The 20,907-nt window shown below is 60.2% G+C and carries 22 protein-coding genes; 11 read left to right on the top strand and 11 right to left on the bottom strand.

Annotation, left to right across the window (positions count from 1 at the left end):
* Positions 1-15: 15 nt before the first annotated feature.
* Positions 16-552, top strand: a complete 537-nt coding sequence (locus DLM45_RS00485) for a hypothetical protein (RefSeq protein WP_246317089.1) — start codon at positions 16-18, stop codon at positions 550-552.
* On the opposite strand, the gene DLM45_RS00480 is transcribed toward DLM45_RS00485, so the two are convergent.
* Positions 539-1,579: a hypothetical protein gene (locus DLM45_RS00480; protein ID WP_181335053.1), complete on the bottom strand. Its 1,041-nt coding sequence runs from the start codon at positions 1,577-1,579 to the stop codon at positions 539-541. The genes DLM45_RS00485 and DLM45_RS00480 overlap by 14 nt on opposite strands.
* Before the next feature lie 32 nt (positions 1,580-1,611).
* Positions 1,612-3,534, bottom strand: a complete 1,923-nt coding sequence (locus DLM45_RS00475) for a vWA domain-containing protein (protein WP_181335052.1) — start codon at positions 3,532-3,534, stop codon at positions 1,612-1,614.
* 90 nt (positions 3,535-3,624) lie between these two features.
* Here DLM45_RS00475 and DLM45_RS00470 point away from each other — a divergent pair, with 90 nt between their 5' ends.
* Complete coding sequence (locus DLM45_RS00470; RefSeq protein ID WP_181335051.1) at positions 3,625-4,200, top strand: nitroreductase family protein; 576 nt, start codon at positions 3,625-3,627, stop codon at positions 4,198-4,200.
* Positions 4,201-4,500: 300 nt separating this feature from the next.
* Here the strand turns inward: DLM45_RS00470 and DLM45_RS00465 are convergent, their stop codons facing one another.
* On the bottom strand, positions 4,501-5,283 hold the full coding sequence (locus DLM45_RS00465) for an NAD kinase (protein WP_181335050.1): 783 nt from the start codon (positions 5,281-5,283) through the stop codon (positions 4,501-4,503).
* A 54-nt stretch (positions 5,284-5,337) separates the two neighbouring features.
* Here DLM45_RS00465 and cutA point away from each other — a divergent pair, with 54 nt between their 5' ends.
* On the top strand, positions 5,338-5,712 hold the full coding sequence (gene cutA, locus DLM45_RS00460) for a divalent-cation tolerance protein CutA (protein WP_246317088.1): 375 nt from the start codon (positions 5,338-5,340) through the stop codon (positions 5,710-5,712).
* A gap of 29 nt (positions 5,713-5,741) precedes the next feature.
* On the opposite strand, the gene DLM45_RS00455 is transcribed toward cutA, so the two are convergent.
* Positions 5,742-6,824: a hypothetical protein gene (locus DLM45_RS00455; RefSeq protein WP_181335049.1), complete on the bottom strand. Its 1,083-nt coding sequence runs from the start codon at positions 6,822-6,824 to the stop codon at positions 5,742-5,744.
* Between the two features lie 814 nt (positions 6,825-7,638).
* Between DLM45_RS00455 and DLM45_RS00450 the strand changes: the two genes are divergently transcribed.
* Both DLM45_RS00450 and DLM45_RS00445 read left to right on the top strand, forming a co-directional pair.
* Positions 7,639-8,964 carry a hypothetical protein gene (locus tag DLM45_RS00450; protein ID WP_181335048.1) on the top strand — a complete coding sequence of 442 codons (1,326 nt, stop codon included), beginning with the start codon at positions 7,639-7,641 and terminating at the stop codon, positions 8,962-8,964.
* A 159-nt stretch (positions 8,965-9,123) separates the two neighbouring features.
* A complete protein-coding gene (locus DLM45_RS00445) occupies positions 9,124-9,510 on the top strand; it encodes a hypothetical protein (RefSeq protein ID WP_181335047.1) in 387 nt (128 codons plus the stop codon).
* A gap of 115 nt (positions 9,511-9,625) precedes the next feature.
* Here the strand turns inward: DLM45_RS00445 and DLM45_RS00440 are convergent, their stop codons facing one another.
* Both DLM45_RS00440 and DLM45_RS00435 read right to left on the bottom strand, forming a co-directional pair.
* Complete coding sequence (locus DLM45_RS00440; protein WP_181335046.1) at positions 9,626-9,841, bottom strand: CsbD family protein; 216 nt, start codon at positions 9,839-9,841, stop codon at positions 9,626-9,628.
* 162 nt (positions 9,842-10,003) lie between these two features.
* Positions 10,004-12,163, bottom strand: a complete 2,160-nt coding sequence (locus DLM45_RS00435) for a S9 family peptidase (protein ID WP_181335045.1) — start codon at positions 12,161-12,163, stop codon at positions 10,004-10,006.
* 351 nt (positions 12,164-12,514) lie between these two features.
* Here DLM45_RS00435 and DLM45_RS00430 point away from each other — a divergent pair, with 351 nt between their 5' ends.
* The 3 genes from DLM45_RS00430 (at position 12,515) to DLM45_RS00420 (ending at position 14,508) form a co-directional block, all read left to right on the top strand.
* Positions 12,515-12,922, top strand: a complete 408-nt coding sequence (locus DLM45_RS00430; protein ID WP_181335044.1) for a Ros/MucR family transcriptional regulator — start codon at positions 12,515-12,517, stop codon at positions 12,920-12,922.
* Positions 12,923-13,519: 597 nt separating this feature from the next.
* Positions 13,520-13,912, top strand: a complete 393-nt coding sequence (locus DLM45_RS00425; protein WP_181335043.1) for a helix-turn-helix domain-containing protein — start codon at positions 13,520-13,522, stop codon at positions 13,910-13,912.
* Between the two features lie 14 nt (positions 13,913-13,926).
* On the top strand, positions 13,927-14,508 hold the full coding sequence (locus DLM45_RS00420; protein WP_181335042.1) for a DUF6456 domain-containing protein: 582 nt from the start codon (positions 13,927-13,929) through the stop codon (positions 14,506-14,508).
* Here DLM45_RS00420 and DLM45_RS00415 read toward each other — a convergent pair.
* Both DLM45_RS00415 and DLM45_RS00410 read right to left on the bottom strand, forming a co-directional pair.
* The gene (locus DLM45_RS00415) at positions 14,489-14,938 is read right to left on the bottom strand and encodes a SufE family protein (protein ID WP_181335041.1); all 450 of its coding nucleotides are present in this window, start codon (positions 14,936-14,938) and stop codon (positions 14,489-14,491) included. The genes DLM45_RS00420 and DLM45_RS00415 overlap by 20 nt on opposite strands.
* A gap of 82 nt (positions 14,939-15,020) precedes the next feature.
* Positions 15,021-15,386 carry a DUF5330 domain-containing protein gene (locus tag DLM45_RS00410; RefSeq protein WP_181335040.1) on the bottom strand — a complete coding sequence of 122 codons (366 nt, stop codon included), beginning with the start codon at positions 15,384-15,386 and terminating at the stop codon, positions 15,021-15,023.
* A 265-nt stretch (positions 15,387-15,651) separates the two neighbouring features.
* On the opposite strand from DLM45_RS00410, the gene DLM45_RS00405 reads away from it, so the two are divergent.
* From DLM45_RS00405 to DLM45_RS00395, 3 genes are all read left to right on the top strand, one after another.
* Positions 15,652-16,362, top strand: a complete 711-nt coding sequence (locus tag DLM45_RS00405; protein WP_181335039.1) for a peptidoglycan-binding domain-containing protein — start codon at positions 15,652-15,654, stop codon at positions 16,360-16,362.
* 88 nt (positions 16,363-16,450) lie between these two features.
* Positions 16,451-16,795, top strand: coding sequence for a DUF1491 family protein (locus DLM45_RS00400; RefSeq protein ID WP_181335038.1), 345 nt, complete (start codon positions 16,451-16,453; stop codon positions 16,793-16,795).
* Positions 16,796-17,014: 219 nt separating this feature from the next.
* Entirely contained in the window at positions 17,015-17,209 is a 195-nt protein-coding gene (locus DLM45_RS00395) for a hypothetical protein (protein WP_181335037.1), read from the top strand.
* Between the two features lie 46 nt (positions 17,210-17,255).
* Here DLM45_RS00395 and DLM45_RS00390 read toward each other — a convergent pair whose 3' ends face one another.
* From DLM45_RS00390 to DLM45_RS00380, 3 genes are read right to left on the bottom strand one after another with little or no spacing between them, the layout of a single operon-like run.
* The gene (locus tag DLM45_RS00390) at positions 17,256-17,813 is read right to left on the bottom strand and encodes a hypothetical protein (RefSeq protein WP_181335036.1); all 558 of its coding nucleotides are present in this window, start codon (positions 17,811-17,813) and stop codon (positions 17,256-17,258) included.
* Positions 17,810-18,466: a DUF1214 domain-containing protein gene (locus tag DLM45_RS00385; RefSeq protein WP_181335035.1), complete on the bottom strand. Its 657-nt coding sequence runs from the start codon at positions 18,464-18,466 to the stop codon at positions 17,810-17,812. The genes DLM45_RS00390 and DLM45_RS00385 overlap by 4 nt, the downstream gene beginning before the upstream one ends.
* A 15-nt stretch (positions 18,467-18,481) precedes the next feature.
* Positions 18,482-20,776, bottom strand: a complete 2,295-nt coding sequence (locus tag DLM45_RS00380; protein ID WP_181335034.1) for a transglycosylase domain-containing protein — start codon at positions 20,774-20,776, stop codon at positions 18,482-18,484.
* Positions 20,777-20,907: the final 131 nt, after the last annotated feature.

The following is a 20,907-nucleotide window of genomic DNA, read 5'->3' as shown; positions in this document are numbered from 1 at the left end:
GGCGGGGGACAGCAGATGCACGAAATGGTGGACACCGAGCAGATTTTGCGCGGAGCCATCATTGCCGTACCTGTCACCGTGTTTCTGACGTTGGCCGTTCTGCTTTTGCGCCGGCGAGCGCGCGACCGCATGAGCCGTAGCGAGACGACAGTGGCTCGCGCACTGGCAGTCGCAGAGGTCGTCGATCCGGTTATCGTCGAACGCAAAATCGAAGATGCGCTAAGGAACGACGATCACGCATCTCTCGGGCCGCTGTATCTTGAGCTCGCCGAAGGTCTGAAATCAAAAGGCGACGAGGTTGCCCGCCTCGCGGCGTTGCGTTCGGCCGCAGGTTGCGCGGCCCTGCATGGGCCGCTGGCGGCACACGCCATTGCGCGTGTCGAGCTCGGTGACGCCGCTAAAGCGTCAGGCGACCTGACCGGTGCTTGCGAGCAGTGGCAGATTGCGCGCGCCGTGTTTCTGGCCGATGGTCAGATGCAGGAGCACGCGCATATCGACAAGCGCATGCGAGAGAACGGCTGTCCGACCGATTGGGTTCTCAACGACTTTTGAAATCCAGCGTCGGCTCGGGAAAGTCTGACGGCGTGGTCGGTGCGATATCGCTTGCGCCGACACTCTCCGGCTCATAAGCGCCCGCTGTCCTGATCACTTCGACATCCTTCACGTCGCCGTCATGAATTTCGAACGTGTTGCGGTAAAGATGGCCGCCGGACGATGCAACCACGACATATTTTCCAGGCGCAAGTACGTGCGTCGGCAACGCGCCAACGCTCTCCTTCACGATGTCGCCGTCCGCCGTCTGCACAGACCAGCGCGTATCGGGCATCGCTTCACCGCCGGAGCGCGCGACCAGCTTGAACGTCGCCTTGCCGCCCGTGTGCGAGATCGTTGTTTCGGTAAGCTTTCCGGCTTCGACCGTAACGTCGGCCTCGATCCGGGCGTTCGCGTCGCCGTACTGCGAAACGATGCGATAGATACCCGAGTTGAGGCGAATGATGAGGTTCGGCTTCGCGCCGTTCAGAACGGCGGCACGGTTGTCGAACTGATCGCGGTCATCGGTGAATATGGAATAGGAAATTGAATTCGGCGGCGCGGGCTTCCCCCCAACCAGCGCGGCCAGACGCAGGCCCCCGGCGTTCAGAATAAAAGCTTCATACGGCGGCCCGTCGGCACGAACCGTAATCTTGCGCGTCAGGTTCGCTCGCCCGAACGCGGCGTTGACGGTGTAGTCGCCAGGATGAAGTTTCATCGACGGGCTGGCGTCGTGCGATTCCGCAACGAGCTTGGCTTTGCCGTTCGGACCCGACGTTTGGAACACGCGCCATACGAGTCCGCGATCGATCTGCTGACCGTCGCCCGTCAGCAGCGCAACGAGCCGCACTGCGGGCGTTCCGGTTTTTCCAGCACGCTCGATAACCGTCGTGTTTGCGCCCTTGGGCGCCTGCCGCGCCGGGATGTCCACGTTCGGCGCAGGCGGACCGTCGAGAATGGGCTGCTCGGCCATCGCGGGCGTTGCAACCGGCACAACGACGAGCGCAAGCGCCAATGAGAGCGCGAGCGAAACCGGACTTGCATGCAAGAGCCTAAATCGAAATCTTGGAACGGAGAGCATTACCCTTGACCGACCTTCACCTCTGTCGTTTCGCCTGAACGGACTTCAAACGCCGCTTCGAGTCGGACATTCTGAGCTTCGAACCGGACTTTGTAGTGACCAGGCGCGAGCAGCGCACGCGATTCCGCATCTGTGGCGTGCCAGACACGCGCGCCATCCGCCCCGATGACCTCCCAGAAGACGTCCCGCGCACCAGTGTAAGTACCGGACGGTGGCTTGAAATTCACCTGTCCGCCGTCGATGGTGAGCGTCGCTTCCATCGGTTTTCCGGCGGCCAGTGTGACATCCCGTGAGGTGGAAAGATTGAACGCGGCGAGCGACGAACTGACCCGGTAGCGCCCGGCGGGAAGATCGATTGCAAGCTGCGACCCGCTTGCGCGCGCGATCCGCGTCCGGTCGCCGTCGAGCCGGTCGATACGGTAGACGACGCCGTGAGCGTCAGTGGCAGCCGCTCCTGCGACAGACGTTGCTAGCTTGAGCGGCACGAGATCGAATTTCAGCGTCTTCCGAACCGTCTCGCCGACGCTGACGGCAAGTCGTTCACGAACATCGGCCGCGCCGGAGCGTGCGCTCACATAATAAGTTCCGGCTGGAACCGTGAACGTCGGCGCATCGGCCCGCGAACGGGCAACCTCTCTGCGGCCGTTCGGGCTTTCCGGGTCGTCTTCATAGATCGAGTAGAGAACGTCGGCGGGCACCTTTCCATCCGCCGTATTGGCCGTCAGTTCGACGACGCCGGTTTCAAGTGCGATCTCGATTGGAGCATCGTCGCCCGCAGCGAGTTTCAGTGCGCGGCGATCACGCGCGATGCCGTCTGCAACATCAAGCGCGTAGGTGCCGGGCCGCAGAAACAGATCGACACGACCGCCCTTTTCGATCGCAACCGGTTTGCCATCGGACGATACGGTCATGATCGCGCTCGGCGATGGAGACGTTGATCCCTTCGACGCGACCGCGCGAACCGAAAGATGTGCTGCATCGAGTGGAAGAACAATGCTTTCTGTTCCGCCGTCCGCAACGGTGATCGTGCCTTTGGCGATGATCGAACCGAGCTGCGCTTCGATGTCATAGCTTCCGGCGGAAAGTTTCGCGCTGATATCGCGCCCCGTTGTTTCGCCAAGAACATCTGAGCCGCCCGCCTGCCGGATGCGCCACCGGATCTGCTGATCGATGAGAGCGCCGCCCTTGATGAGTGCTGCCGAAACGCGAAGCGACGCCCCTTTGGGCGGAGGCGGCGGAGCGGCTTCCGCCGAGGGCGCGCTGACATTCGTGCCGCTCGGCGCCAGGATTGCGATCTTCGCCACCTCTTCAAGCGCCGCGCTCAGGCCGGTGGAATTCGTAATGTCGTAGTAGTGGCCGCCCGTCGCGTCTGAAACGCACGATATGCGCGGCCGCTCGCTCGCCGGAATTCCGATACCGACGACATGAACCGCGACGCCCGGCGTCGACCTGGCGAAATCGCGCGCCAGCGCGCACGTGTCCTGATGGCAGTTATCGGCGTTGTCACCGACAATCACAATCTGCGCCGGACGCGATGTGCCGATCGCCTCGGCTGCAAGCTTGAGCGCGGAGGTGACGGGACCTGGACCGCGCGGATTGAGTTTCGCCAGAGGAGCAGCCACGGCTTCGCGAGCAGAGTCGGGAGCTGCGATCAGCTCAACGTCGTTGCAATCGCCCCGGCGGCGGTGTCCGAAGGAAATCAGGCCGACGCGTGTCGAGGAGGGCTCCATGAGAGTCTTGCCCAGCGTCTCACGCACAATGTCGATCTTGGCTCGATTGTCGGGAGGAAGCCGCGCCCACATCGATCCCGATCCATCGACGATGAGCATGGTCGTCGTGTCGTTGGCGTGCGCTGCCGGTGCGATTCCCGCAAACAGGAGGGCGGTCAGACCTGCGGCAAAATGCAAAACGTCCAGACGCATGGCTTCCCTCGTTTCACCCCGGCTCGATTCCAATTGTATCAGGCGAAGGCCTGGGATAGCGAGACGGTGCCCCCAGCAAACGGAACGGTTATGAGCACTCCAATATTTGATTTCCTTGGCCAAAGACGATCCGCAAAGCCCGACAGGCTGGCTGAACCCGGACCGACGCCGGACGAATTGCGCCAGATCCTGAAAACGGGCGCGCGTGTCCCCGATCATAAGAAGCTGGCGCCATGGCGTTTTATCGTCTTTCGGGACGAGGCGCGGCGGACGATGGGCGAGGTTTTCGCCAAAGCCTGCGAGACCGAAGAGCGCGAGCCGCCATCGCCGGTGCGGCTTGATATGGAGCGCGCGCGCTTCATGCGTGCTCCGGTCGTCGTTGCCGTGGTGTCTTCGATTCGCAACCGTCCGGGAGTGCCGGAATGGGAGCAGATCCTCTCGGCGGGCGCGGTGTGCTTCAATACCTGTCTGGCTGCAAATGCGCTGGGCTTTGGAACCTCGTGGATCAGCGAATGGATCGCCTATAGCCCGAGCGTCCGCGCCGCGCTTGGCCTGAGCGAAAAGGAACGCATCGCGGGCTTCATCTATATGGGCCAGCCAATGGACAAGCCCGACGATCGCGAGCGGCCGGATATGGACAAGCTCGTCACAGAGTGGCCAGCCTGACGGCACCACGCCCGAGCCATCGAAGTGGCACGGCAGTTAACGGCTTGTTAACCGACTGGCGGTAGCTTCGAGAAAGATGTGTCTCTCGACACGGATGGGCGGCAGCGGGATCAGCACCGTGCTGCCGCTCTTTTGAGAGCACGGGACCAAATCATGGCCTTCTCAACCTCGCTCCCGAGCGGCGGTCGAGGAGGCCAGTCGGTTTTAGCGGTCCTTCACGCGCCTTGCGGCCGGCTCCCCGAAAGGGGAGTCGCAAGGCGCAAACCAAAACCAAGGCGCGACCAAAACCTAGTCGCAAACCTAAAACCTAAACTGCTCCGTGAGCACGCGTTCCTCGAGACCGTGGTTGCGGTCGAACATCATGAAAATCTCGATCGCACGCGCCTGCTCGATCTCGACCTTGACGACGTCGCGCGTCTCGAAATGATCGGCGGCAGCGCTTACCGGCCGTTTCTCCGCTTCGAGAACGGTGATGGAAACATGCGCCTTGTTCGGGATGAGGGCGCCGCGCCAGCGCCGCGGACGGAAAGGGCTGATGGGCGTCACCGCCAATAGCGCCGCGCGGATCGGCACGATAGGGCCATGAACCGAGAGGTTATACGCTGTCGAACCGGCAGGCGTCGCGACCAGAATGCCATCGCAGATCAGCTCTTCGAGGCGCATTTTTCCGTCGATCACGACTTGCAGCTTCGCCGCCTGATAGCGTTGACGGAAGAGGGAGACCTCGTTGATCGCCAGGCTCTTGTGCGCTTTCCCGGAGCTGTCGGTCGCGATCATCGAGAGCGGATGAATGCGGCTGACCTCGGCCGCAGCGAGCTTCTTGTGAAGGTTGTCTTCGCTGTAGTCGTTCATCAGGAAGCCGACCGAACCGCGGTTCATGCCGTAGATCGGGATCTTGTCATTGATAAAACGGTGTAGCGTCTGCAACATGAGGCCGTCGCCGCCGAGCGCGACGATGGCATCAGCCTCAGTCGGCTCCGCTTCGCCATAACGGGCGATCAACGCCTTGCGCGCCTCGATCGCCTCCGGCACGTCGCTCGCGACAAAGGCAATGCGTTCGAACTTGTTTTTTTCTTTTGCCATGTCTGGAGCTTTGCGCTGACTGCGGCGGAAACGGCAGGGAGGCTCGCCGAAGTGATGGAAAACAACAAGCCCCTATCACGAGATAGCGGAGCGACGGATAACACGCCAGCCGGGGATGTCGTGATGATTTATGCGACGTTTCCGGATCGAGAAGGCGCGCTGGCGCTGGGGCGCGATCTGGTTGAGCGCGAACTGGCAGGCTGTGTCAACGTTTTGCCCGCCATGACCTCGGTCTACATTTGGAACGGCGTGACGGAAACGGCCGATGAAGTCGTCCTCATCGCGAAGCTCGCGGAAAGGGGAGCCGACCGGGCGGTCGCTCATATTGTCGCCAACCACCCCTATGAGACGCCGGCGGTTTTGGTAGTCCCGCTCGCAGGAGGAAACGCCGCCTATCTCGATTGGGTGCGCGCCGGAACAAAAACCTAGAGGCCCTCACGACGAGGCGCCGGGTAGCATCAATAGATGCCGCCGAGCGATTGCATCAGGTTGAACCGCATGGTGCCAGGACGTGGCTGACCGCGCCGCGTCTTGCCAACCGACGCGTAGTGCCGAGGCCGATACTCCCGGTCGCGGTTCACGGCGCGTCGCGCGCGGTGTGGTCTCTCAGGAACCACTTCAGACGGCGTTAGGTCTTCGGCGGTCCCGTCGGCATCGAGGGCAGTATCGATAGCGGAAATTGGTTCGACTGCGATCGCACGTGGCGCCTCTCCGTTCGTCGTAAGCGGCGGCTCGACGGCCGCGAACCGTTCAACTACCGGACCGCCGACGCTCATACGGCCGGGCAACGGATCCGCCCGGCGAACGACATCCGGCCGCGCTGTTATCGGTTGGCCGTTGGCGTCAAGCCAAGGAAGCTGCTCACGCTCAACCGAAGCCAAACGCTGCGGCTGCTCGATCTTTCGCTCTTGTGCGCGCTGCCAAGACTTCGACGCCTGCGCGACGACAGCCCGAGGCACACAATGCCCGGCCGCATCCATCGCCTGTCCTGAGGGGCACCCGGCGCTGCACTGAATACCGTCGTGGTTCTGCACGAGGCTCAACAGCACGTAATCCGGTTTGTCGATTGGCAGCGACGCGTTGGCGCGATCCATAAATGCCGACATCGCGCGCCGGGTCGAAGCCGTCCACGTGCCGGTGATCTCGCCGCCGTAGCAACCGACGCGCCGCAATTCTCGCTGAAGGTCGCGTGCAAGTTCATAACGAGTCGCAGCGTCGCTCGTCCGCGTGCCGCGCTGGAGTGCCGGTCGAGCGCGATCTGGTGTGACGATGGTTGACCAGGTGCCCGCTGCCTGTGCGGGCGGTGGCGTAGGCGGAGTCGTATCATCGGAAGCAAGAGTTGCGACTTGCCGGAAGAGAGGAGAGGCGGGCGAGAACGTGCGGACGCCTTGCGTCTCGGTCGACGCCTGCCTCGCGGGCACGATCGAGATGCGCGTGACCTCAGCCAATTTCGATACGCGTTCGGGCGGGGAGGGCAGATACAGTATGCCGCCCAAGGCAACCAATCCAGTGAGCCCCAACAGCCAACCGCCAAGCCGCATGACTCGAACTCCACTCGCTAACGCGAGCCGCGGATGATTTGACTGACATTGGCGCGGACGGCGCCGCCGCCTGTCGATTCCGCGAACCCGAAACAAACTCCGCAACATCCGACCGGCACAAATGGCCTCGCCGGATAGATGCTGCTTTCACACCAACAGAATGCCCGAAAAAGACGCGGCGCGTAAGTAAAAACTGGCATCTGCAATACGATGCGAAACAGTCACACGACGTCGGATTTGCTCACCGCGGGTCGAAGCTGGCGGCGCCTTCGAGCATTGCTCCGACGCCTGTGCATTATGCGGACAAGCGGTGCAAAAGCTCTTGAAAACAGCCTAGTTATCAACCGATCGCCAAGTCACTTAGGGACGTTGGAAATGCCCATCCGTTGCCGAGTGAACACAGCTTTAGAATTTTGAATCTCCAATGAATTCGGATTCACATAGAGGTTCGACTCAGTTACCTCTGACGGAGAGGGGAGTTTAATTCGCGTTAGGTTTTCCAGTCACGCGTCCGTGCTGAGGAAAAGTCGTCCACTGGATTCAAGCGGCGAATCCGGACGTGGCAACTTCATTCGGTATGCGGACTGGTAGCTCTCGGACAGCTTGGTTGCATTGTGTCCCGATCGTTCGGTTGCCTGTGTCATGGGGATGACACTGGAGCTCACAGCCAGACGAAAAGAGACATACCGCAGTCATGCCCGTATTGCGTTTCGGGGAGCAGGCGACGTCGCCCTCATGGCGTCAGCCTACAAAAGGTCATGGCCGGTCGTGTTTCGCGTCGATGAAGACCGTCCCACACAGGAGAGGGCATACTATGAGACACGTTTTAGGCGTGTTGGGGGTTCTCGCAGCCGGCGTACTATTAGCCGTGTCGGCGACGATGAACTGGCGTTTTGGCTTCAGTCTCGGACGAACCGAGCTCGATGGCGAAATATATGGAGCGGCGTCAGCAGCTGCCGACTGTTTGAAGGCACTGGTACCGTTCTTCTTCTTTGCCGCAATGAGAAACAAAGTCTGGTCGCAGGCGGCTGCGTCGGCGCTCGTCTGGGTGGTCGTTACGGCCTACTCCATGACGTCAGCGCTCGGACACGCAGCGTTAAACCGCTACGATTCGACCGGGCAACGCGCTCAAGAAGCTCAGGCGTATCAAGACCTGAGAACTGAGCTGAAGCGTGCCGAGGAGCAAGCAGGTTGGATTCCGCAGCATCGGCCACTCGCGGCCGTTCAAGCGGAGATCGACGGCCTGAAGCTCCAGAAGCACTACCAGTGGTCGAAAGAGTGCACGAACGTGCGCACCACTAGTCAGCGCTCTCTGTGTCAACAATTGACCGGCCTTGATGCTGAACTTGCGTCAGCAGTCTCTGGTAATGCCGCCAACGATAAGATCTCTCAGTTGAGAGAAAAAGTGGCAGCAGCTGGAAGCTCGACCGCGATGTCGGAAGCCGATCCGCAGGCCAAGGTTCTAACCGAACTTGCCTCGTCGTTCTTCCCTGGCATCACGATGGAGAACGTGCAGATGGCGATGACGTTGTTCGTCGCGCTGCTGCTCGAAATCGGCTCTGGATTCGGCATGTACGTCGCATTCAGCCAATGGCGGCTCTATGACCGCGAAAGCCCAGCCGCACCGAAGATGGTGCTGGCAGAAGCAAACACCGCTGCGGCAGCGGTGGCGGATCCGGTGCTCACACCGGTTGCCGTTGAGACGAAACGGCCGCGTTCTGGCGCTAACGATAACCGGTCGATCGAGATTGCTCTCGAAGCACCCGTTGCCGAAGTGCGAGCGATCGAAGCACAGCCTGCAGTACAGCAGGCCGAGCCGAAGATCACCGAAAGGGTTGCAGCGCCGGTACGGCGTCTTGCCCCCGAAACGAATACCGAACGTTTTTACAAGGAGAATGTCGAGAACCGTGAAGGATCAAGCGTTACAGCAACTGAACTCTATGAGGATTATTGCTCTTGGTGTGACTCCAAGAATAAGGAACCTGCAGCACTTCCGAGTTTCGCACGTGAATTCGCTGAACTTGGTGTGAAGAAGGAGAAGGTAGCTGGTCGAGTACGATACATTGGTATCGCACTCAAATCCGATGCGGTGCTTGAGGAGGTTACGAATTCGACGGCTTTAAGGGCCGATGCAGCTTAAAGCTGCTTCTCGAAACGGAGGCCCGCCATCGGCGGGCCTTTTTCGTTTCTGAAGCCCTGAACGAATTCGATCGTTGCACTGAAACAGCCGCCCGACTGGGCGGCTTTTCGTTTGTCAGTGTTCTGCTTAGTATGAGCCTAGTGGGGGAGGGGCGGATCGATGCAGTTTCAGACATGCCCGGAGTGCGGCGAAACAAACTATGAGGAAGACCTGGATAGCCTCCGCACATTCGATTGCGGCTTCATGGGCGAATTCGAAAGGCGTGTAAGCCGCTGCGACTCTCACGAGCGAAAGGCCAAGGAGGTGACCATCCCCGCAGAGGTCGCTCGCTATCGGCTCGCCTTACTCGATGCTGCGCAAAGCGCCGACACGATCGCGGCCGATATGTCGGCGAGCGATATAGATCCGATTTATGTCGAACGCTGCCGCGACCTCGCTCGTCAAATGCGTGCGTTCGCGGGGCACTCGCCTGGAACGAACAATGCGCGCGCATCCGGCAAGGACGGCACGCTCTCCCGTTTCCTGCCGAAGCTTTGGTCGCGCTGACCGTTCGATGCCCATCGCAAACAACGAAGGCCCGCCAGTATGGCGGGCCTTGCTGTGATGAAGACAAGATCGGCTGTCGAGAGGCGGGCTGATCGCCCCTCCGACCGCAGCGCTGTTAGAGCGCCTTGTTGATCTTCTCGGCCGTCTTGTTCGCGGTGTCCTTCACGGCGTCCTTCGCCTTGCCGACGGCGACCTGCGCTTCACCCTTGAGTTCCTGCATCGCACCTTCGGCCTTCAACTTCTCGGAGCCAACGATCTTGCCGACGCCCTGCTTGACGTTACCGGCTGCTTCGTTTGCGTAGCCTTTGATTTTATCGCTCGTGCTGCCCATAAAAGTAGCTCCTCATAATACAATCTCGAACAGCGTCTCCGGAGCGGGGGGATGCCCGGCGCGCTCGAGTGTGCGCCATAAACGTCGCCGCCAGTGAAATGTTCCACTTGGCGGCGATGGTTACTTTTTGGTCTGGCTGAGGAGCCGTTAAGCAGTGACCGGTTACGCGTCCGCGCCTGCAATGTGCAAAGCGAATGCGTAGTTGAGCGCGGTGTCCTTCAGGCCGTCAAAACGACCGGACGCGCCGCCGTGTCCCGCTCCCATGTTGGTTTTCAACAAAAGGAGATTATCGCTCGTGTTATGCGCGCGAAGTTTCGCGATCCACTTCGCAGGCTCCCAATAGGTCACGCGCGGATCCGTTAGTCCGGCAAGCGCCAGCAGATGCGGATAGTTCATCGCCGTCACGTTGTCGTAGGGCGAATAGGAACGGATCGTTGCGAACTCGTCGGCATTCGCCAGCGGGTTTCCCCACTCCGGCCATTCCGGCGGTGTTAGCGGGAGTGTCTCATCTAGCATCGTATTCAGCACGTCGACAAACGGCACGTCGGCGATGACACCGAGGAAAAGATCTGGCGCCATGTTCGCAACGGCGCCCATCAGCATGCCACCGGCCGAACCGCCGTTCGCCACGATGCGCCCGCGCTGTGTGTACCCCTTCGCGACAAGAAATTCTCCGGCCGCGATGAAATCGCTGAACGTGTTCGGCTTCTTCTTCATCTTGCCGTCGGTGTACCAGCGGAAGCCTTTGTCCTTGCCGCCGCGAATGTGCGCAATGGCGAAGATGAAGCCGCGGTCGACCAGAGAGAGACGCCCGGTCGAGAAGGCCGCCGGCATCGCGATGCCATAGGCGCCGTACCCATAAAGGAAGAGCGGCGCCGATCCGTCGAGCGGCGTCGTTGCCTTGTACAACAGCGTGACGGGCACCAGCTCGCCATCGGCTGCAGGCGCGTACAGGCGACGCGTGACGTAGTCTGCCGAATTATGCCCGCTCGGTATCTCCTGCCGCTTGCGCAGCGTCCGCACGCCGGTCGCCATGTCGTAGTCGTAGGTTTCGGCGGGCGTAGTCATCGACGAATAGGAAAAGCGAATGCGCGTGGTATCGAACTCATAGCCCGAGCTTAGACCAAGCGCGTACGCTTCTTCGTCGAACTTGATCGAAGACTCTGCGGCGAGATCGAGGATCTTGTGTTCGCCATCTGTGTGCGAACTTAGCGGCGTAACGATGATGCGCGGGAGACTCTCTTCGCGTTCGAGGCGCGTCATGTACGTCTTGAACACGCTGACATCGAGGATCAGACGGCCGGGCTTGTGCGCAACGATCTCGCGCCAGTTCGCTTCGTTCGGCAGTTCGACAGGGGCCGCAACGATGCGGAAATCCTCGGCGCCATCCGAGTTCGTCAGGATGACGAGGTGATCGCGATGATGTTCGACGCTGTATTGATGCCCAACGCGGCGTTGCGCAACCACACGCGGCGGCTCTGTAGGATGATCTGAATCGAGAAGATGCACCTCGCTCGTTTCATGATCGTGGATGTCGATCAGAATGAACTGCCGCGACTGCGTCGATGAAAGACCGACGAAGAATCCGGAATCTTTTTCCTCGTAGATCAGTTGATCTTCGGAGATCGGCGTTCCGATGGTGTGGCGATAGACCATCAGTGGCCGCTGATGATCGTCGACCTTGATGTAAAACAGCGTGCGGCCATCGTTCGCCCATTCGAGACTTCCACGCGTGTCAGGAATCTCATCCGCGAGATCCTTGCCGGTTGCGAGATCGCGAATGCGGATCGTGTACAGCTCCGAACCTTTATCGTCCGTGGCGTAGGCAAGAAGTTTGTGGTCGCCGGAATGCGCCGTGTCGCCGAGATCCCAATAGGCCTTGCCGTCGGCTTCCGCATTGCCATCGAGAAGCACCACAGCGTCATCGACGGAACCGCCCCGTGCAATTCGGCAGAGCTGGGGATACTGCCCGCCTTTGACATAGCGCGGAAAGTATTCGAAAGGCCCGTCGGGTTGGGGAACCTGGCGATCGTCTTCCTTCAACCGCCCCTTCATTTCCTCAAAGAGAGTCTGCTGCAGCGGCTTCGTGTCAGACAGCATGGCTTCCGTGTATGCATTCTCTGCATCGAGATACGCGCGGATCTTAGGATCGAGCATCTCGGGCTTGCGCATCACCTCCTGCCAATTGTCAGCGCGCAGCCAGCCATATGCGTCGGTCAGCGTAACGCCGTGGTGCGACGCGGACTTCGGAATGCACTCGGCGATGGGAGGAGGAAAGTCCGAATGAGACGAGGAAGAGGCTGAGCGCGGCGGAGTTGTCATGATGCAGAAAGAGATCCTGTATTGGCGCATCGCGATAGCGCCGGAATGAAACGGTTGTTCACCTTACTTGGACTGAGGGTCAATCGAGGAACGGCGTCTGGAGTAACGCCACAATTGAGAGGCCCTTTCCTCAAGAATTAGTATTGATCTTGGATGATAGTCTCAAGCGATTGACAATTAAGCATTCCTGTAGTCAAAGCTCTCGTAAAATCTAATGCAGTCAATTTTCTGCCGGGGCATAGACGTTTCGGATTATGGCAAAGAACTAATAACCCTTTGATCCTCAATCCAACCTCACTTTCTCCGTTGGCGGCGGAGAGCGAAAAGAAACAGCTAGCGGAAGTAGAAGAGATGGATAATCCAGCTCAGTCCGAACTCGTGACGATTACTGCAACGATCGTCGCCGCTTACGTCAGCAACAACACCGTCGCATCCGCCGAGCTTCCGGCCTTGATTGCTGAAACACATGCCGCCTTGAGCCGCGTTGCGGGACGCGCCCCGATACCTGAGCGGGAAGAAGCCAAGCCCAAGATCGCGGTCAAAAAATCGATATTGCCAGATTATATTATTTGTCTCGAAGACGGAAAGAAGTTCAAGTCGCTGAAGCGCCATTTGCGGACGCACTATAATCTCTCGCCTGAAGAATATCGCGAGAAGTGGGGCCTTCCGCCTGATTATCCGATGGTTGCACCGAACTACGCCAGCGCCCGATCGCAACTTGCGAAAAAGATGGGCCTCGGTACGCGCCGCGATCGCTAAAGCAATCAACGCATACAGCACACGACCAACCACGTGAGCTGAGAGACGCATTACGCATGCGCTGTTGCTGGCTTCGCTCCAACACGAATTCAAAGTCGATACGTTGCCGAGCGCATGGATGCGAGCTTCTCACGCTCGCTTCTGAGCGCTAACGCAAGCAACGCATGACGCTTCAAGTCATACGCCAGATGCCGTGCGCACCCCGACGGCGCTCTTCTCGAAGCGCGCGGCTAAGCGCGGCGATGATCTTTTCGCGCCCTGCGACATTCGTGACATCGCGATCGCATGGCCAAAGCGGAAGTAGCTGCAACGCATTTTCATCAGCCTTGCACCCCGAATTGCCGGGCGTGCACTTATGCGTCGGGTTGTTTCGGACTCTGCTTTGCATGCGCAGAAGTTTGCCTCAACAACACGAGGCGTGGATAAGTCAGTATACTGTCGTTTGTATCAAGGTGAACGCGCGTTGCTTGGAAAAAACTTATCCCCGCCCTTTCAGGCACCGTTATTCTTCGCTCAGCTGAAGAACAACGTGCTCGCGCCGGCCTCCCAGGACCGCGTTGAGCTGAAACAAAATCCTACAAGGGGTTGGGATCGCAGATGCTGCAAGTCTCGCTTACGCCGAACTCGAAAGCGCGCCAGCGCTCGGCGCCATTCATCGACACAGAACGGTCCGAGCGCTTTCGTCATGCGCGCCTCGCAATCGATGTCGCAATATCAAGCGTCTTTGGCATCGCCCCAGAAGCGCTGTGGCGCAATTCACGTGGCGTGCGCGATATCGCATTCGCACGCCAGGTCGCGATGTATTTGGCGCATGTCTCGTGCGGCATGTCGCTGACTGAAGTTGGAGCCATGTTCGGGCGCGACCGCACCACTGTCGCGCACGCCTGCCTCAAGGTCGAGTATCGCCGCGATGACCCGACGTTCGATCGCTCGCTCGATCTTTTAGGCTGGGCGCTGCCGAGCCTCGTTACGCGCTCCAAAACGCATTGAGTGGGGAACTGTTTATGTCTGGATCAAAAGCTCATCGCGCGAGCACGCGCCGTCGCGCCACGCAATCACCTGGGCCCGGTCGAAACGATGCTGAAAGTCCTCTCGCTTGGCTGGTGCGTCGGAAGGACAAAGACGGCCGTCCGCTGTTATCGGACATTGAGTTTGCTGCTGGGGAAAAACTCCGCGCAGATTTCTGGTTCGGAGAAATGACGCTGCGTGTAACAGCGAATTGGTCGTTGCTGCTCGGCGGCGGAGGAGGGCAGCATCGCTCGCCAGACATCGGTCCCGACCTTCGCGACTCCGTCGTCGCCGCGCGCGAACGTGTTGCCCGCGCTCTCGCGGCAGTCGGTCCTGATCTCGCGGGTGTTCTGATTGACGTGTGTTGCTTCTTGAAAGGCCTTGAAGCCAGCGAACGAGAAAGCGGCTGGCCGCAGCGCTCGGGCAAAATCGTGCTGCAGATCGCTCTACGCCAACTCGCGCGGCACTATGGAATGGACAAACCGCAACCGGCAGAGCATGCGTCGCCCGTTCGCGCGCGCCACTGGGGCAGCAGCGATTACCGCCCGTCGATCGGCGTCAGTTCGGATCAGGCTTGACCGTGTCGTTCAACATCTGAGCCGCATCCGAGCGGATACGCTGGACCATTGAGGCGAAGCCATTTGAACGCTGTTGCGTCAAGTGTTCCCGAAGTCCGAGGCTGGCGAAAACATCTACTGCGTCGATGTCGCGGATCTCTTCGAGAGTCTTGTTCTCGTAAAGCGCGAACAGAACGGCGATCAAACCCTGCACAATGTGCGCGTCACTCGCGCCTTGCATCTCGAGGTGATCTTGCTTGCCATCGCCGTTCGCCTTCACACGGCGCGTCGCAAGCCACACCTGGCTGGCGCAACCGAGAACCTTGTTCGTGTCTGTCCTGAGATCATCCGGAAGAGGTGGCAGCGCGCGCCCAAGCTCAATCACGTAGCGGTAGCGATCTTCCCAATCATCGAGAAGCGCAAAATCGGCGCGAATGTCGTCAAGTGACATGAATGGTTCCAATGCGGACAGCAACGAGCCGTCACCCAAACATAGGTGCCGCACCGCGGTCCCGGCAAGACGCGAATAGCCGTCAGATGCTGCCTTTATTCGGCTTTTTGCCGCGCCACGCGGGTTCCTTGTCGACCGGCGTCAGCGTGCTGCCGCTCTCGCGCTCGAGAACAGCGGGCTTATAGGGGGAGTCGGCCGCCGCGATGGCTTCGGTTCCGCGCTCGCGCGCCATGTCATACGCGAGCTTTACGCCGAACTCGGCCTTGGCCAGAAATCCAGCCCAAAGCTCAGCACCTTTTTCGCACGTCGGACCATTCCGGTCGCAGAACGTGAGGACCCAGTTGGCGGAGTCGCCAGCGCGCTCGTAGAGGCGCTGCTGCTGCTCGCGATCCGACGGTAGGAGCGCGATGGCGACGGCGGCAATCGTGGCGATACGCAACAAACCCATAATCTGAACCTTCGCTTCACGTGCACGCGAGAGGCACATGGTTGGCCGCCCGAGTGATCAGGATGCTCATGTCATAGCAGGCCGAATTCACCATACCGCTATCGTTCGGAGTAGAATTCGAACTAGCTTTTTCGCAAACTTGAAACGAATTTCGATCAAATGCCGACTATTTGCGAGCCTTCCGTTTGCAACCGGTTAAGCACACCTTAACGGCTCCTCCGCGATACTGAGTGGCCTGGGGGAATATGCGACGGATCGCAGGACGATGACGGGTTGGGAGCAGAAACTAGCGCTCGTTGTGGCGCTGATGATGACGCTGAGCGTCGGCGTCAACATGGCCGTGTTCCAGAAGAGAGCTGACGGCAAAGCAATCGAAACAGGTGGCTTGCCCGCGCGCGCTTCGTGGATCGACGGCATGACGGGCGGCCAAAACGACTCCGTCGCGGCGCCCGGCGCAGAAGCTGCGGGTGCAACTTCCGCAAGCTCCAACCAGCCGGACGACACCGCATCCGTCGAAATCACGCGCGGTATCCAACGCGAACTCGGAACGCGCGGTTATGAGCCGGGCCAAGCCGACGGCGTGGCGGGCCTTGTGACGCGCGCAGCGATCTTCGCCTATGAGTATGACAACGGCCTTGTGTTGACGGGCAAGCCGAGCGAACCGCTGCTCAGTCAGATCGTGCTCGGAAGCTCTTCGCTTGAGCAGAACGGCGCGCGCCCAGGAAAGTCCACGACCCACGATGGCGAGGCGCTGATCATTACGGTGAAGCAGCAACTTGATACGCTTGGCTATCAGACCGGCGCGGCCGGAGGCGCTCTGACGCCAGAACTCCAGCGTGCGATCCGCGAGTTTGAAGCCGATCAGAAACTGAAGATAAGCGGGCGCATCTCAGGACCGATGATGAGCCGTGTGATCCGTCTTCAGGCGCAAGGGAAAGCGCAACGCAAACCATCGACGCGAACGTCGTCGCGCTAAAACCGGAGCCGATGGCCACTCCGCGGCCGCCAGCCGAAGCTTGCCGATTTGCGGTTTTGCCGGTTCATAGATAAGGCTCACCGGCATCATGCGTCTCAAATCCGAATTCTGGGTCAAAGCCTATCTTCGCCGCTGCACCGTCTCCGGCGCTTCAGGTGTCGTCGTGCGTCATGGCGACGATGACGCCGGTGCAATTTTCATCAAGGTGGTGCGCGCGGATCGGATGGTGGCCGTCTATTCACCTGCCCCTGCCGGAATGGACGAAGCCGATCGCGGCCGTCGCTGGGTCGTGTGCTTCAGCGAAGAATTCGTAACCGACGATAAGGCGGAAGCGATGCTGACACGCGAAGCTGATTTCGATCGTGACGTCTGGGTCGTTGAAATTGACGATCGCGACGGACGTCATTTTCTTGGCGACGAGTTGCTGGAATAGCGCGCGCGGACATCAATCGATTCTTCTCGTCGCGCGGGCGTTTTCAAATTAACAGGTCATTAACACTCGGCTCGCCTAATCGTACAATGCGACGATTCTTGCGGCCGCAACGCACTCGAGCCACTTGGTCCGTATCGCGTCAAATGCCGGTGGAGCGAGCCTCTCGATGAGGAGGCCGCCGGGTACGGAATTTTTCTCCGTGCCGTTGGGGGACCACGCATGGCGACGATATTGGAATTTAAAGTCACGCCACGACTGTTTGCAGATCGCCTCGGCGATGCTGACCGACCGGCCGACATTCTCTTTTTTCCGGGCGTTCGTTACGAGCGCCTCGCCGAAGCAGCGCAGGAATTCGACGAGGAGGCGCTAAACAATGGACAGCGCCGCCGCGACACCCTCGAACTCGAAAGCTAGGAAGCGCTGGCGGCCGGCTCCCCGAAGGGGGAGTCGCCAGCGCTAGTTAAGCGCGGTTCGACACGCACGAAGCCTTTTCGAGCACGGCCTGCGTCTCGGCGCGGTAAGGCTCACCCCGGTCCGGCGCGCGCACGACGATCAGCCCCTTCGGTGCCGCGATCGTCTGATCAGCAGTTACGGATTGCGCACCCTGCGACGGGAGACCCAAAAACCGATCATCAGCGGGAACGATCGAGAGATTGATCGTGGACTCGCGCTGCGATGAGGCCGCTGCAAAATAGAGATTGGACCCGTCGGGCGCATAGACGCCGAGCGTCCAACCGATATCGGGAAGCAGCGCATGGACGCGCACGGTCGCGTCGGTCGTCTCGAATGGACAAAACGCGTAGCGCGCGTCTGGCGCCAGGAACGGCAGAATTTCGTGACCCGGCGAAACGGCGTCTGTCAGCGTCATCAGATTGTGAGGCAGGCTGCCCGCCAGACGCGTATAGGACGAGCTGCGCTGATCGTTCAGCGCCATGAACGTCGCCGTAATGTGCACGATCCCCGCAACGAGCGCGAAGATCACGAGAAGCCGCCAGTCGATGAATCTCAAAATTTTCACGAGCAATCCTCGCGTTCAATGATCGGCAGACGCTTGTTGCGTTCCACACGCTGCTCATCGGACAGGCCGGTGGCCGGATCGAGAACCGTGAACACAAGCACCAGACGGCCCGCGCCGCTTGTCGGCAGCCAGTTGCCCGGACGCGCGTCACGGCCGAGCGAGATGACATATGAGCCGTTGGGATTTGGCGCGACCGTATCCGCCGTGAACTCATAGCGGTCGGCGTCGTTGGGGATCAGACGGCCTTGCAAATCGAACACCGAAAGGCTCCACCACAATCCCGGCAGACTCGCGCCTTCAATGCGATAGCTGCATGAGGAGTGCAGACGCGCGCCCTGCGAGTCCGTGCGTGCTTCGAAGATGCCCGCGCTGTCGGCCGAGATCCAGAGCTTGCCGCTGGCTAGGATGTGCGCCCGCGTATAGGGGTCTGACGACTCACGGCCCGCATCTCGCCAGTGCTGCCAAGGCCCATACATATCGGTCGAAAGCGGCGATCCGCGCGAGATCATTGCGCGGCTCGACCAGATGCCAACGCCGATCGCGAGCGCGACGGTGAGCAAAATGCTGATCGCGCGCACGAGAATGACGGCAACGGTTCGAAGCGCGCTTGCACGCTGCGGAGGATCAAGTGTGTCGGCGTCGATTGCGGCCACGTTGACGTCCTCGCGCTACTGAACGCCGGGCGCGGCTGGTGCCGGCCCTGAGCGAGGTGCGAGCGGATCGGTGCCGAACAGCGTCGCGCGGCGATCAGGACGTTCGCCAGGCGTTGCGGGAGCAGGCGCTTTAGGATCGCCTGGAGCAGGTTGCGCGGGCTCATCCGCAATGCCGCCTGCTTTGCGCAGAGCAATCCCGAGGCTCTTGAGTGCGGTTCGTGTTTTATCCGACATCACGCGTTCGTTCTTCTGTGCATCCGCGGTTCTGGCGTTCGTCGCTGGATCGATGCCAGCCGCAACCTGCGCCGCTTTCAACGCAGCGACGCGTTGTTGCTCTTCGATCTGACGCGGATGCGGTGCAAGCCCCGGGATCGTCGGGATGTTCATGTCGGTATGCGCGACCGTCATCAGATCGTGCCAGATCGGCGCGGCGTGGTGTCCGCCGGTAACGCCGGTGCGCATCGCATGATTGTCGTCGTTGCCGATCCAGACGCCCGCAACGTACTTGCCGGTGAAGCCCATGAACCACGCATCCTTCGGACCCGTCGAGGTACCCGTCTTACCCGCGACGTTGGTGAAGTCGAGGTTCGCAGCCAGAGCCGTACCTTGCGTGACGACGCGGTTCAGCATCGTATTCATTCCTTCCGCGACCTTCTTCGAAATCACCTGCGGAGCAGGCGGCTCATCGCGTTCGCGCGAATAAAGCAGGTCGCCGCGCGACGTCGTAATGTCGAGGATGCCGTAAGGCCGCGCCAAGTGGCCACCGTTGGCAAACGTAGCGAAGCCGCCGGTGTGTTCGAGAACGGTGATGCCGCCGTCGCCGAGCGCCATGGAGCAGGTTTTCTTCACGCCTTCGATGCCGAGCCGCTGCGTCATCTCGATAACCTTCTCGCGCCCGACAGCGAAGGAGAGTTCCGTCGCGACCGTATTCAGAGAGCGAGCAAGTGCCGACCAGAGTGGCATGCGCGCACCTGATCCGCCGCCGCCGCCGTAGTTGGAGGGTGACCATCGTCCGCACGAGCGCGAAGCATCGCGCACGACCGTGTCGGGGGTGTACCCGTTTTCGAGCGCCGCCGCGTAAACGTAGACTTTGAACGATGACCCAGGCTGACGCTTGGCGCGCGTCGCGCGGTTGAACTGGCTCTCGCCGTAGTCTGGCCCGCCGACGATGGCGCGCACCTTGCCGTCCGTTTCCATGACGACGATAGCGCCGGAGTTGAAGCGGTCCGCTCGGCTGCCCTTTTTGAGCGCGGCATTGAGTGCCTCTTCGGCCTGCCGTTGCAGTGAAAGATCAACAGTCGTCCGTGCCGTCAGAACGTATTGTCCCTTGCCCTCGGCCAGCCGCTGAACCTCTTCGAACGCCCAGTCGAGATACCAGTCGGGACTGGTGTTCATGCGGGTTTCGACGATGCGCGCTGGGTTCATACGCGCGGAGTGCACCTGACCAGCCGTGTAGTATCCCGCATCGACGAGGTTATCGAGAACCTGATTGGTACGCGCGCGCGACGCCGCGAGATCGACCAACGGCGAATATTTGGACGGAGCTTTGAAAAGCCCGGCGAGCATGGCGGCTTCCGGCATGGTGATGTCGCGCACCGACTTGCCGAAATAATACTGTGACGACGCTTCAACGCCGAAGGTGCCGCCGCCCATGTAAGCGCGGTCGAAGTAGAGTTTCAGGATTTCGCGCTTCGTGTACCGGCTTTCCAGCAGGAACGCGAGAAAGAGCTCTTTGACCTTGCGCTGCAGAGACCGCTCTGACGACAGGAACAAGTTTTTGGCAAGCTGCTGCGTCAGCGTCGAGCCGCCTTGCACAACCTCGTTCGCTTGCACGTTCGTCAACAGCGCGCGCATCGTTCCGTAAACGTCGATGCCGTAGTGATCGAAGAAGCGCCGGTCTTCCGTCGAAAGAGTCGCCTTGATCAGAACGTCGGGAATGTCGTCGAGCGGAACGGCGTCGTTATGCAGAATGCCGCGCTTGCCGATCTCGTTGCCGTTCACATCAAGAAACGTCACGGCGAACTTGCCGGTGAGAAATTTGCTTTCGTCGAATTCCTGAAAGGCCGGAAGCGCGAGCCCATAGAGCACGACGAAACCGCCGAACATCATCGTCAGGCCTTCGGAGGCGAACTCGTTGAGAAGGCGGCGCCAGCCGACGAGCTGAAAGCGGGCGAAGTAGCTCGATCCCGCGTTCCAATGGTCTTTAGTCCGCGACCACGCTTCTCCGAGCGCGGAGTTGATCTTGGAATCGAGGCTGAGCCAATCGATGAATCGATGGCGCCCGCCTTGCTTGAAGAACCACTCGTTCAAGTCTGCGTTCCGTTCCCGTCGTATCCGCGCATCAGCCAGCCGCCGAAGACTGGAAAGCTATCCGTGACCATGCCACCCCTTGCCATAGCCACGGCACCGTCATAAGCCCTTGACGGCGATCGTGAGAGAGT

This window comes from Hyphomicrobium methylovorum, assembly GCF_013626205.1.
GTDB lineage: Bacteria > Pseudomonadota > Alphaproteobacteria > Rhizobiales > Hyphomicrobiaceae > Hyphomicrobium_B > Hyphomicrobium_B methylovorum.
Note: the sequence above shows the minus strand (reverse complement) of the source record. Positions and strands in the feature narration are given on the sequence as shown.